Here is a 12,965-nt window from a genome sequence, read left to right as displayed (position 1 = left end):
CCTGCAAATCCAATCCCCAAAATTCTTAAAAGCGAAATCCCTGGAGTTGAGGCATGGATATTTTGCGTCTATCAGTTATTTGGATGCACAGGTCGGAAAAGTCTTAAACGCGTTAGAAGAACTTGGGCTAGCGCGTAATACAATTGTCGTATTTACTTCAGATCACGGATACCACGCTGGGGAACACGGGCAATTCGGGAAGTGGACCAATTTTGAACAGGGTGCACATGTGCCATTAATTATTTCAACGCCGAACATGGAAGAGCGAGGGAAACACACAAATGCCCTGGTAGAACTGGTGGATCTTTATCCTACGCTACTAGAGCTATGCAATCTCCCATTTTCTCCAACAACAGAAATGTTGGCAGGGATCTCGCTTGCACCTGTTGTTGATAACCCTTCAATATCCGTAAAGTCGACTGCGGTAACACAAATCGCGAGGCCTTTGGGAGGGCAGGACAACTTGGCGATTGTAGGTTCATCAATAAGAGATTCAACGCATCGATATAATAGATGGGTTGACTTGAATAGTGGCGAGGTTGTATGCGAAGAGTTATATGATTTATCTGACGATATTTATGAGATTAATAATATCGTGGATGACTCATCGCATAATCTTCATTTGAAACGTCTTCGTAAGAAATTGGCAGCGATCATTCCGTTTAGCCAGATAGGAAATAACACTGAATATTGACAAAGAAGTTGTTTAAACTTTTCGATGGGGAAAAATGATTCCCAATAAATTTCCAGTTTTGTGGTTCTGAATCATAAAACACGGGGGTCAAATTGGGAATCATCGATAAAGATACGGTAATGGAATGTATTTTACCTTATCTCAGCGTAGGCAAACGGGGCTTCAAACCGCGGGTATGCCTTGTTGAGGTCATACAGGCGATATTCTACCGGTTGAAGACGGGTTGCCAGTGGCGGGAACTCCCGGTGGGCCATTTCATCAGCCGGCGTTCGTGCTGGCAGCATGTTTTCTACTATTTCAACAAATGGAGCAAGGACGGCTCCTGGCAATCGGTCTGGGCGAACCTGCTGGGGCGTTACCGGCAGTGCCTTGACCTTTCCTCGGCGCAGCTGGACGGGAGCCATACCCCTGCCAAGCGCGGCGGGGAAGCCGTCGGTTACCAGGGCCGCAAATCGGCCGGGACGAGCAACTCGCTGTTCCTGTGCGACAACACGGGTCAGATGCTGGCCATGGGATTGCCGCAGGAAGGCCAGCACCACGACCTCTATCGGATAAAGGAGCTTTTCGCGGCCATGTGCGAGCTGCTGGAAGAGGCCGGGGTTAGCATGAAGGGCGTGTTCATGAACGCCGACCCTGGTTTTGACGGGGAGGAACTGCGCCGGTATTGCTCGGAGTCGGAAATCGAGGCGAACATCAAGGCAAACCCAAGGAAAGGCGGGGCGGAAACCACCGGATATCGCTACTTCGATGAGGAACTCTACAAACGGCGGACGGTAATCGAACACGCAAACGCCTGGCTGGACAGCTTCAAGGCCCTGCTGGTTCGATATGAAACCACCGCACGGAACTGGATGTCATTGCATTGGATGGCGTTCAGTGCGCTGTTCCTGAGGAAGGTTAAAAGAATGGAAAAAGTTTAAACAAGTTCATTGTCAGAAAAAAAACTATGAGGGTATGTATCGATTAATCGTTATGATAGGTTTGGCGGGTTCGGTGGCTTGTTCGGAAAGCCCCGGGAATGGTGGGCGCAAGCCAAATGATATCACGGGAAGGTATTACTTGCCTGAATTGGCCGACTCGACGCATGATGCCTATCTGCGCGGCGAGCTACTCTATCCACTTGACAACAAACCTACGCCCCAATGCCATGCATCTACCATTGTAGAAACACCTGAAGGGATGGTGGTTGCTTTTTTTGGCGGTACCCACGAAGGCCACCCGGATGTCGGTATCTGGGTTTCGCATTTGGAACACGGCAAATGGACGTGGCCCGAAGTGGTGGCCAACGGCATACAGAACGATACGCTTCGCTATCCCTGCTGGAATCCGGTACTTTTCATGCCGGATGGCGGCGACTTGATGCTGTTTTACAAAGTTGGCCCCAGCCCGCAGACCTGTTGGGGGATGGTGATGACGTCAACGGATTATGGAAAAACTTGGTCGGAGCCACGCAAACTGGGTGAGGATTCAAAAATCGGCCACTTGCTCGGCCCCATCAAAAACAAACCTATCCAATTGGAAGATGGGGCAATTATCAGTCCGACCAGCATTGAATACCCGAAAGGTGATGGCCAAGATCAAGATTGGCGTGTCTATTTTGAGGTTAGCAAAGATTTAGGTCAAACTTGGGAAGTGGTCGGGCCAATTAACGATGGCCTGGCGTTTGACGCCATTCAGCCAAGTATACTTACTTATCCAGGTGGCAGGTTACAGGTGATTTGCCGTACCCGCCAAGATGTATTGGCGGAAAGCTGGTCAAAGGATGGCGGGAAAACCTGGAGCGAAATGACGGCCATGGATTTGCCTAATCCCAATTCGGGTACCGATGCGGTGACGCTGGCAGATGGCCGGCAATTGTTGGTCTATAACCATTCAACCAAAGCGGGGGAGGAACCGAAAAACCGTAATATCCTGAACCTCGCCGTGTCTGACGATGGAAAATCATGGGAACCGATAATGACATTGGAGAATGAACCTATTAAAGACGGTTATTCGTACCCTGCTATCATCCAATCGGCTGATGGATTGGTGCATATCACATATACATATAATAGGAGGTCCATCAAACACGTAGTGATTGATCCGGATAAGATTTAAACGGATTGGTGTAATACCTATTTTCGGTACATTTGTTGAAATGTACACGTTATGGGAAAGAGTACATCGATATTGTTGGAAAATCATTTCGAGAACTAATTTCCGATGTTTGAAGTATCTAAGCAAGACAAGAAAATATGTCGGATGTTGATTGAGCGGGGACTCCAGTTAGAGTACGTCAGGAGTCTGGTCAACGTGGAGGATATTGTGCGGCAGTGGCGTTCGGGCAAACTCAGCAATCGCGACGCATACATGAACATGTTTAATGCCGTGAAGCGGAACGACAAACACATCGCGCGGAGGTACGATGGCCTTGGCGGCTCGCGTTATCCCTATGTAGTGGCGGCACTGCTGGCCGACGGGCTGATTACCGAAGCTGATTTGGCCGAAATGCAACCACGAACGCGTGAAGCGATTATGATTATGGCCACGGGATATCAATAAGGGCGTACGACAAAAATCCGTTTTGCTCGCGAAGCGGGCCTTTGCGGCTCAAAGAACATCACGCTAAGGCGCTAAGGCGCAAAGAAAGCCGCTTCGCGACTTCGCGACTTTGCGAGAAAAAATCGAAAAACGGAAATTTGTCGTGCACCCTATCAATAATATGTATCGCAGGATGATTACCTTTGCCGCTAAACACAAATAGAGCATGGACCGATACGCTAAAATGAGCGACGAAGAAATTTACACTGCCCACGGATATAATATAACTGATGATCCGCATTTTTTGGATAAAGAGTTAGGGATAACACCCCAATTGCACCAGCGTATCGAACGCCTGTATTTCGAATCACAGGAAGGGGCGCGGGGAGCCATCAACGAGCTACAGCAGTTGATAAGGGTGTATCCGGATGTACCCCAACTGAAGAATTTGCTAATGGGTGCCTATATGGTAAACGGCAATGCACGTAAGTCATACGAAATAAACCAACAGCTACTGATCCGCCATCCCGATTACCTTTTCGGCAAAATCAATGAGGCTTTCCGGCGGATACAGCACGGCGAAATCGACACGGTACATGAAGTGGTGGGAGACCATTGGAATCTCCAGCAACTGTATCCTGAACGAGACGTGTTTCAGGTAGCTGAGGTGCTGGGATTTCATAAACTGGCTACGTTTTATTTTGTGCAACGGGAGGATTTGGAACGTGCAGAACATCACCTTAGTATCCTTAAAGATATAGCGATTGACCATCCCGACACCGGACAGGCGGAAACGTTTTTATTTCCGCTTCGGATGAAAATGGCAAGAGATCGGTGGCAGCGACAAAAGGAGAAAGCGATTGCCGTGGAAATCGTGAATTGGCCGTCCGATCCGCCGCTGGCATCGCCGCCGGTGTTTCAGCACCCGGAAATTGACGACCTGTATCGGTACGGAATGGACTTCCCCCCGGAGAAGCTGGATGCCCTCTTACGGTTACCGCGGGAAACATTGATCGTAGATTTATTAGCGGTACTGCGTGATGGCGTAGACCGTTATTATACGTTCGCTGACAATGGATGGGACGACACGACCTGCCATTTTCCGGTACATGCCCTTTGGTTGCTGAGTGAGCTGAAAGCCGAAGAGGCATTGGACCGGGTATTGGCCTTTTTCGAGTACGACGACGAATTTCTGGATTTCTGGTTTGGGGATGCGATTACTTCTACGGTATGGCAAAGCTTTTTTGCGCTGGGCCAAAAGCAGCCTGAGGTGCTGGGTAGCTTCTTGCGTCGAGAGGGCATCAGCGCAAATGCCAAATGTGCAGTTTCGGAGGCATTGGCTCAGATCGGACTGCATTTTCCAAAACGCCGCGAGGAGATTATCGGAATATACCAACAGGTGCTCACGTCGTTTCGTGATGCACAGCCGCTAGATAACCTTGTGGATACCCAAGCGATCACCTATCTGGTGGGAGATGCGGTCGATGCGGGATTTGCTGAACTGTTACCCATCATCGAAGACCTGCACAAATTGGAATATGTCGATGAGCAGATGAATGGCACATTTCAGGATTTGGCACGCTACATGGAACGTTATGCGGCCGATCCAAGGAAACGTGGGGTGGAATCTATGGCAGACCATTATGCCGGGTGGACGGAAGAAACCGACACGAACGCGGGGGATTTTGCGTATCCGGCAACGGATCGGTATCAAAGTCCGCAGCCCGTCGTTTCCCAGAAGGTCGGGCGTAATGACCCTTGTCCCTGCGGAAGCGGAAAGAAATATAAAAAATGCTGCGGAGCTGCAGGGTAGCTGTGAACAAATAGCCGCGGAATAGTTACCTTTGCGATACGATGAAGAATTTGCCAATCGGACAAGATAGTTTTGAGAATCTGATCCACGACAATTGTGTTTATGTGGATAAGACGGAGTACATCTATCGTATCCTGTCCAGCGGGGCGAGGACTCAGTTCCTGAGCCGCCCGCGGCGATTCGGAAAGAGTTTGCTGCTCAGTACCATCAAGGCGGTTTTCGAAGGGAAACGGGAGCTGTTTCAAGGACTTTTCATTGAAGAAAAGATTGATTGGCAGCCCCACCCGGTTATTAAGTTGGATATGACCAAGGATGCGGGAAGTGCCAGGTCACTGCGGATAGCGTTGGCAAGTTCAATCAAGTCATTTGCGGAAGAGTTCGATGTCGAGATTGATTACCACGAAGAATCTCCGGCGACCATGCTTGAAAGGCTTATCAAATTGGTTGCGGACCGAACGGGCAGGCAATTGGTTATACTCGTAGACGAGTACGATAAGCCGATACTGGATGTGATTGAAAACCCCTCATTGGCGGCGGAAATACGCCGGGTATTGCAGGATTTTTATGTCGTGTTCAAATCTTCTTCGAGTAAAATCCGCTTCCTGATGCTCACTGGCGTATCCAAGATCAACCAGCTGTCTATTTTCTCGGGGTTGAACCAGTTGAGCGACCTCACGCTGAATACGGAATATGCGGGTATATGCGGGTATACCCAAGCGGAACTGGAGCAGTATTTCGATGGTTATATCGCGCCGCTGGCCGAGGTATATGGATACACTCCGGAAAAGACCTATGAGCAGATTAAGCACTGGTACAACGGGTACAGCTGGGACGGGAGTACCTTCGTCTACAATCCCTTTTCGGTATTGAACCTGTTTAACCAGAAGCGCTTCAAGGGGTATTGGTTCGCCACGGGCACCCCGACGTTTTTGCTGAAGCTGCTGAGCAAGGTGGACGATTACTCTTCGGTACTTGCAGACACGATCCGGGTGGACTATGGCTTTGAGAACCAACAGACACTGGAAAACCTGAAACTGGTGCCTTTGATGTTCCAGACGGGTTACCTGACGGTGAAAAAGGATTTCGTACTGGACAGTGCTTTTGAGTTGCAACTGCCCAATGAGGAAGTGCGCAAGGCGCTGATGGAGTCGTTGGTAAACGATTTTGTGCGCCACACGGAAAACCACGACCTGTACCGGCTGGCGGGCAATCTGAAGGCGGCTTTCGAGAAAGGGGATACCGCCCTCGCGGTGGAATACCTCAGGATATTGTACAGCAACGCAAGTTACCACCAAGGCATTGACAACGAAGGCTACTACCATAACCTGTTCGAGGTGTTTTGCAAATTCGCCGGTATGGATATCCGGATTGAAAGCCGTACGGATACCGGCCGCATCGATGCGGTGATCGGCTTTGCCGACCGTACGTATATCGTTGAAATTAAATATTCGGCGTCGGTGGAAGAACTTCCGGATAAGGCCACTGCGGCACTTGGGCAAATCGAGGGGAACAATTATATACAGCCTTACCTCAGTCAGGACAAGCGTGTTCACCTGCTGGGACTTGCCTTTACGAAAGGCAACGTAGGTTTCAACGAAAAGATTGTTTGATGATTAAACGTCGGGTCATTGGGATTCATCTCAAAGATCTGAACGAATCGGTGGATAAAAAGACACACGACGTGTCTTGGAAACCGGGGTAAGCGGAAGCAGCTTACTTGTACCGGGCATAAAGAATAGTATACTGGGTATCCTCAGCCACCAAACAGTGGTTTGCATGGTTGATTGATAACATGGCTAAAAGTTGTTATTTAGCCATATGAATTGTAAACATTATCCATTTCATTACGAATTCCATGAACAGACTTACTTTCCTCCGCACCTTCATCTCGGCCTTTGCGCTATTGTTCTTTTTACAAGCTGTCTACTCCCAATCCCGCTCCAGCCAGCTCATCCAAGTAGTAGTGTCTCCGGACAAGCCGGACTGGACGTATGCCGTGGGCGAGGAAGTGCATTTTTTCGTGACGGTGCTCCGGCACCAAGCGCTCATGGAGAGCGCTGAGGTGAGCTACACCATCGGATTGGAAAAGATGCAGCCCATGCAATCGGGTAAAGCTACGCTGAAAATCGGCACGGGTACCGTTGGCGAGTCATTACAGCCGAAGGAACCGGGCTTCCTGCGCTGTGAGGCGCGTATCACGGTGGATGGTGTGGAATACCGGGGCATCGGCACCGCTGCCATAGCGCCCGAAAGCATCCAGCCGACGCAAACGCTGCCCGATGACTTCTGGAATTTCTGGAATGCGGCGAAAGCGGAAGCGGCCAAGGTGCCGATGGATGCCAAATTGACATTGCTGCCCGAGCGCTGCACGGAGAAAGCGGATGTGTACCAGGTTAATATCCAGAATTTCGAAACGGGAAGCCGCATTTACGGCATTTTGGCCAAGCCGAAAAAAGCGGGCAAATACCCTGCCGTACTGCAAGTCCCCGGAGCGGGAATACGTCCCTATGCCGGGATTGTTGACCTGGCCGAACAGGGTATCATCACCCTGCAAATCGGCATACACGGTATACCGGTGACTTACGAAACCGGATTGTACAATGACCTGCGCGCCTCGGCACTGAAAAACTACCAATTTTTCAACCTCGACGACCGCGATAAGTACTACTATAAACGTGTTTATTTGGGCTGCGTACGGGCCGTCGATTACCTGTTTAGCCTCCCGGAATTCGACGGTAGCAACCTGGCGGTATGGGGTGGGAGCCAAGGTGGAGCCTTGGCTATTGTTACCGCTGCTTTGGATAATCGGGTGAAAAGCTTGGTGTCGTTGTACCCCGCACTATGCGACGTGACGGGTTACCTCCACGGCCGCGCAGGGGGCTGGCCACATATGTTCAATGAATATAACGCACCGTTCATGGCCAAGGATGAAAAGATCAAGGTCTCCGCTTATTACGATGTGGTCAACTTTGCGAAGTCGGTAAAGGTGCCGGGATTTTACACCTGGGGCTATAACGACGAGACCTGTCCGCCGACCTCATACTACGCGGCCTATAATCAAATCAATGCGCCTAAGGAACTCTATCTGGTGCAGGAAACCGGGCATTGGACGTTTCCGGAGCAGCAGACCAAGATTACCGCGTGGTTGCTGGCGCAGTTGGTGAAGTGACGTAAAATCGCCATCTTTGGGTATGCGAACAGCGTTCATATACGGTGCCAGCCTGGTGGCAGGGGCAATTGTGGTAGCTGGCATTTGGTGGCCGCCTATCCTTTGGAGTTTCGTCGCGATTGGTCCGTTGATTTTGTTGGGTGTGCTGGACATCGTGCAGACCAGGCAGGCCATCCGGCGTAATTTTCCCCTGTTCGGGCGGTTGCGGTACCTGTTTGAAAGCATCCGCCCGGAAATCCAACAGTATTTCGTGGAGAGCGACACGACCGGACGACCGTTCAGCCGCATGTTCCGGAATGTCATTTATCAACGCTCCAAAAAAGTATTGGACACGACACCCTTCGGTACGCAATTGGACGTGTACGAAAACAACTACGAGTGGCTGAGCCATAGCATCACCGCCATCGACTATTTCAAGATCAACGAGCATCCACGTGTGACGGTCGGCGGGCCCCAATGCACGCAGCCGTACTCCAGCAGCGTCTTCAACATTTCGGCGATGAGCTACGGCTCATTGAGCAAGAACGCCGTGATGGCCCTAAATGAGGGGGCGAAAATCGGCGGATTTTACCACAACACCGGTGAGGGTGGGCTCACCGACTATCACTTGGGAGGTGGCGGCGATGTGGTATGGCAGATTGGCACCGGATATTTCGGATGTAGGCATCCGGATGGCAATTTCAACGCCGAAGCCTTTGCCGAAAAGGCCCGGCACCCGCAAGTCAAGATGATTGAAATCAAATTATCACAGGGTGCCAAGCCCGGCCATGGGGGCATTTTGCCAGCAGTGAAAGTAACGCCGGAAGTGGCCCGTATCCGATTGGTGGAAGCGGGCAAGGAAGTCGATTCACCGCCTTTCCATCGGGCATTTTCCACACCGGCGGGCTTGTTAGATTTCGTCGAGCAGCTTCGTGGGTTGTCTGGCGGCAAGCCTGTTGGCTTTAAGCTGTGCATCGGCCACCGGAGCGAATTTGTGGCCATCTGCAAGGCCATGGTGCAGCAGGGCATATATCCCGACTTCATCACGGTGGACGGCGGTGAGGGCGGCACCGGCGCGGCGCCATTGGAGTTTTCCAACTCGGTGGGCATGCCCTTGCGCGACGCACTGGCCTTCGTGTATGATTGCCTGACCGGATTCGACCTCAAGCGGCATATCAAGGTCATCGCCTCCGGCAAGATTGCGACCGGTTTTGACCTCGTGAAAAACTTTGCGCTCGGTGCGGATATCTGCAACAGCGCACGCGGTATGATGATGGCTCTCGGATGCATACAGGCGCTGGAGTGCAATGCCAATACGTGCCCCACCGGGGTGGCCACCCAAAATCCGGAGCTGGTGAAGGGATTGGTGGTTGCCGATAAGCGGGTGCGTGTGGCCAACTTCCACCAAGAGACCGTAAAGAGCGCCGGCGAGCTCATGGGCGCTGCTGGTATCGAACATCCTGACCAGATACACCGGGTATATATCCATCGCCGGGTAGCTCCGAATCGCGTGGAAACTTACCTGGACACATATCCGTATATTCCGAGCGGGAGCTTATTGCAGCAGCCTTATCCCCAATCGTTCGAACTGCTGATGAAAATCAGCCGTCCCGATTCGTTCAAGCCGGATTTTTTGGATATCGATTTCGTGGAATATGCCTGGGCGAAAAAGCCGATGACGGGATAGGTTCGTTTTCCAATAGGAGTTAATCGAACAATTGACGAAGCATTGCCGAAACTCTTTTTTTAACATCCTCATTTACTGTTCCAGCTTTTCTTGCAATGATTCTTTTATCAGCAGTGAATATGCGTGTAGGCCTTATTCTTGATGCTACCGGAAGAGAACCTTCTCGGAAATCAGAAGCGCCCAAATTGATGGAAAACTCGTCGTCTCGGATTTGGCTTGTTATTTGGCATAAGATGATATCGTCGCCCCCCAAATCTGTTAAAACATAAGCTGGTCGGCGTTTTGAGCCGCTCAAATCCGAAAAAGGAAACGGTATTACAACGATGTCGCCCTTTATAAATTTTGCCATGCTATATCTTCCTCCCGCGACAGCCAATCTTTAGCTAATACATTTTCTGTGGCTAGATGGGTTTGCACCGGTTCGGAAAACACGTTCCCGGTTTGATTGTCATTGATTTCGTCAATCGCAAAGGCGATTACCTCTATACGTTTGCCCACGAAGCCCTTGGGCAATTTTATTGATATATTCCGTTGTTCCGGTGTAATGATTGTTCGTATCATGATTTACGCTTTTCAGTCAACTGTTCCAAATACTTCACTTTTTCCTTTTCTGCTTCCAATAGCCGTTCGTAGAGTTTTTTATTTTCATCGTAAGCCTCGATTAATTTGTCGAGCGGGTTGAAGGTACAGTGATGATTTAAGGTTCCACCGTTTCCGAATGTACCCGCACTACTGTCATGAAAGTTATTAAAGAAATTAATCACCTTATCCTCGTCAAAATACTCAATAGCCTCCGGTGTCACACCCAAAATCTTCGCCACCTGTGCCAGTAAATCAGCTTCAATGGTCTCACTTTTCTCCATGTTGGAGACGGTCTGCTGGCTTACGCCAAGCTCCACGGCAAGGGCTTCCTGCTTCATGCCGCGCAGTTCGCGTATGCGGCTGATTTTGCGGCCGATGTGGTTGGGTGTTGTGGATGTACTCATACCTCAAAGGTAGCAAATATTCGGCTTTTCCGAAAGAAATCGTCGTTCGTGGTAGAATACAAGCGATGACCGGTAAAATACATGCGGCATTTGGTGGAATACAAACGGGATTGGTTCGGTACATGCCATAGTCTTTATTAATTCGCTTGAAATAAATAGTAAATGCCATGAGAGTTACCGTAAATTTAAATCTTCACGATGATTTTCTGTTGACGTGCGAAACCATGCATGTGGATGTTCGAGAAGCGATTAAATGCTATACCAGAAACGTAAAACTATTCGAAGCTACACACGACGAAAACACTACTACCGAGTTCAGGGCAACGAAAATTTTCTTTTGTGTATATCTCTTCTGGTGCCTTCCCCAAGACCGAAACTTAAACGAGAGAAACAATAGACTCATTCTTGCCGCCCTTGATGAGATCAAGCAACTGAAGGAAGAAAGCGGGATGACCCTGCATTCGACTGAATACCAAAACTATATCAACAAATTGTTTAATAAACTGCATCTCAATTATGGTCCGAAAAAGAATAATGTTAGATCTTCCCAATGATTTTTTAATCCTTTGTGAATTAGCCGGTTTTCATCCGGAGCACGCAATCCAGTATTTTATCGATCATGTGTCCTTTCCCCGTCTTCTAAGTTCATACCCGATAGATCCGAACAGGGCAGCAACCGGATTAATTTACTTGCATGCAAAAAGGAATGTTACCAATCGACTTTGGGCATCAATTTACTTTCGATTTGCGAAAGGATTCATCGAAGAATTTGATAAGATAATGATGAATGAGCAGAATATGGAGCAACCGGAATTAGAAGATTACGCTCGTCGAAAATTGATTGAATATCGAGATTTATACAGAAAACATATCCCCGGGTATAAGACATCGGGACATAAAATAAACCAAGAGCAATATGAACGTTGAACTATACTTGTCGCATGGCTTTCTTTTAGCCTGCGATTTATACTACGAGCAACCTGAAAGGGTTATCCAACAATTTGTAGAATCCGTATCGCTTCCTGAATACTATTCTGGCAAGGCGAGCAAAGAGAAACAACACGGAACTTCCTTTTTTCTGGAATTTCAGATGAGGCCAAACAGCAGGCCGTTTCCCGCAAAGAAAGTCAGGGAAAAGTACTTGGACTACCAAACAATCGTGTGGGATACTACTGATCAACTGGAGAATATCGATAGCAAATTTGAGCTGTTAGACCAGTTTTACACGGAATGGCATTTCGAGCTGATCAGGAATATTTCAAAAAACGATGCAATCATCAATCAAGCGGAACGGAAAAAATTCTTCAGATATAAGTTCAAATAAAACGAAAAGCAACCAAATATCGGAACGGATGGCAATTTGCCTGATGCCGTAAATAGGTTGACTTAATCACCAAAATTTCTAGGCAAATTTAAAGTAAAAGCAAAATGAAGGAAAAACAACACTCCGCATCCACTTCTTACGAGGCAAAGCTGTCATTGCTCATGATGAATACCATTTACCGGATTATATTGCACCGGATAACCAATCACTATTCTCCGGACGAACTGGCTTTCCTCATGGGGCGGAAACCAACCTTTATATCGGAAATCGAGCAGTTGAAACATAGGGATTTAGATATTCAAGATTTTTATAAAATTGCCCGTGTCCTCGGGGTCGAAAACGCTGGTAGTTTATACCACGATCATGATCCATCCGACGAACGCGAATTTACTTATCGAATCACCAAAATCATCAATCCGGAAGGCATTCTGTACCAAATGGATCGCCTGCTTGAAAACGGTGAACCAGAAATGCTGTTTCTCTTAAAAGATGAAAATCCCAATCTGGACTATTACGAGCATTCCACGGAAAGAGAGAAAGAATCCTTACGAATAGCCGTACAAGCATTGATTGATCTAAATTACTTCCACAAGGAACGAACACCGCGCGAAATCTTCGCAAAATGCAAGGGACTGCTTTGGGGCTATATCAAACCTAGAAATCTTCACGACGTATTAACTGCATTTACCAAACAGAAGGCTTATCCTAGACTCAGGCACAAAGTTTCGAAAGAGCTTGGCCATTATTATATCCTGATAAAAAAGCCGCGAGGCGCGGCGAACTAGGTATTGAC

The 12,965-nt window shown here is 48.7% G+C and carries 14 protein-coding genes; 11 read left to right on the top strand and 3 right to left on the bottom strand.

Features of this window, described 5'->3' with window-relative positions:
• The 8 genes from NGM62_RS15040 to NGM62_RS15005 all read left to right on the top strand — a co-directional run.
• Window positions 1–694, top strand: a 694-nt coding sequence (locus NGM62_RS15040) for a sulfatase-like hydrolase/transferase (protein ID WP_262249078.1), incomplete at its 5' end; no start/stop codon positions are given.
• Between the two features lie 119 nt (window positions 695–813).
• Window positions 814–1,614, top strand: a complete 801-nt coding sequence (locus NGM62_RS15035) for an IS5 family transposase (RefSeq protein WP_262249077.1) — start codon at window positions 814–816, stop codon at window positions 1,612–1,614.
• Between the two features lie 34 nt (window positions 1,615–1,648).
• Window positions 1,649–2,791 (top strand): sialidase family protein, encoded by a 1,143-nt coding sequence (locus NGM62_RS15030; RefSeq protein WP_262249076.1) that lies wholly within the window; start codon window positions 1,649–1,651, stop codon window positions 2,789–2,791.
• A 105-nt stretch (window positions 2,792–2,896) separates the two neighbouring features.
• The gene (locus NGM62_RS15025) at window positions 2,897–3,235 is read left to right on the top strand and encodes a hypothetical protein (protein ID WP_262249075.1); all 339 of its coding nucleotides are present in this window, start codon (window positions 2,897–2,899) and stop codon (window positions 3,233–3,235) included.
• Between the two features lie 205 nt (window positions 3,236–3,440).
• Complete coding sequence (locus NGM62_RS15020) at window positions 3,441–5,027, top strand: SEC-C metal-binding domain-containing protein (RefSeq protein WP_262249074.1); 1,587 nt, start codon at window positions 3,441–3,443, stop codon at window positions 5,025–5,027.
• A 41-nt stretch (window positions 5,028–5,068) separates the two neighbouring features.
• Window positions 5,069–6,637: an ATP-binding protein gene (locus NGM62_RS15015; protein WP_262249073.1), complete on the top strand. Its 1,569-nt coding sequence runs from the start codon at window positions 5,069–5,071 to the stop codon at window positions 6,635–6,637.
• Window positions 6,638–6,882: 245 nt separating this feature from the next.
• Window positions 6,883–8,196 carry an acetylxylan esterase gene (locus tag NGM62_RS15010; protein WP_262249072.1) on the top strand — a complete coding sequence of 438 codons (1,314 nt, stop codon included), beginning with the start codon at window positions 6,883–6,885 and terminating at the stop codon, window positions 8,194–8,196.
• Window positions 8,197–8,218: 22 nt separating this feature from the next.
• A complete protein-coding gene (locus NGM62_RS15005) occupies window positions 8,219–9,862 on the top strand; it encodes an FMN-binding glutamate synthase family protein (RefSeq protein ID WP_262249071.1) in 1,644 nt (547 codons plus the stop codon).
• 19 nt (window positions 9,863–9,881) lie between these two features.
• Here the strand turns inward: NGM62_RS15005 and NGM62_RS15000 are convergent, their stop codons facing one another.
• Genes NGM62_RS15000 through NGM62_RS14990 form a run of 3 tightly spaced genes read right to left on the bottom strand, consistent with a single transcriptional unit; the run spans window position 9,882 to window position 10,848 of the window.
• Window positions 9,882–10,211 carry a type II toxin-antitoxin system PemK/MazF family toxin gene (locus NGM62_RS15000; RefSeq protein WP_262249070.1) on the bottom strand — a complete coding sequence of 110 codons (330 nt, stop codon included), beginning with the start codon at window positions 10,209–10,211 and terminating at the stop codon, window positions 9,882–9,884.
• Complete coding sequence (locus NGM62_RS14995) at window positions 10,196–10,423, bottom strand: hypothetical protein (protein WP_262249069.1); 228 nt, start codon at window positions 10,421–10,423, stop codon at window positions 10,196–10,198. The genes NGM62_RS15000 and NGM62_RS14995 overlap by 16 nt, the downstream gene beginning before the upstream one ends.
• The gene (locus NGM62_RS14990; protein WP_262249068.1) at window positions 10,420–10,848 is read right to left on the bottom strand and encodes a helix-turn-helix transcriptional regulator; all 429 of its coding nucleotides are present in this window, start codon (window positions 10,846–10,848) and stop codon (window positions 10,420–10,422) included. The genes NGM62_RS14995 and NGM62_RS14990 overlap by 4 nt, the downstream gene beginning before the upstream one ends.
• A 516-nt stretch (window positions 10,849–11,364) precedes the next feature.
• Between NGM62_RS14990 and NGM62_RS14985 the strand changes: the two genes are divergently transcribed.
• The 3 genes from NGM62_RS14985 to NGM62_RS14975 all read left to right on the top strand — a co-directional run bounded on the left by NGM62_RS14985 (window position 11,365) and on the right by NGM62_RS14975 (window position 12,957).
• Window positions 11,365–11,775 carry a hypothetical protein gene (locus NGM62_RS14985; protein ID WP_262249067.1) on the top strand — a complete coding sequence of 137 codons (411 nt, stop codon included), beginning with the start codon at window positions 11,365–11,367 and terminating at the stop codon, window positions 11,773–11,775.
• The gene (locus tag NGM62_RS14980) at window positions 11,765–12,172 is read left to right on the top strand and encodes a hypothetical protein (RefSeq protein ID WP_262249066.1); all 408 of its coding nucleotides are present in this window, start codon (window positions 11,765–11,767) and stop codon (window positions 12,170–12,172) included. Before NGM62_RS14985 ends, NGM62_RS14980 begins: the two co-directional genes overlap by 11 nt.
• Before the next feature lie 104 nt (window positions 12,173–12,276).
• The gene (locus NGM62_RS14975) at window positions 12,277–12,957 is read left to right on the top strand and encodes a helix-turn-helix domain-containing protein (RefSeq protein ID WP_262249065.1); all 681 of its coding nucleotides are present in this window, start codon (window positions 12,277–12,279) and stop codon (window positions 12,955–12,957) included.
• The last annotated feature ends 8 nt before the right edge of the window (window positions 12,958–12,965 follow it).

The organism is Parapedobacter soli, assembly GCF_025460835.1.
GTDB lineage: Bacteria > Bacteroidota > Bacteroidia > Sphingobacteriales > Sphingobacteriaceae > Parapedobacter > Parapedobacter soli.
Note: the sequence above shows the minus strand (reverse complement) of the source record. Positions and strands in the feature narration are given on the sequence as shown.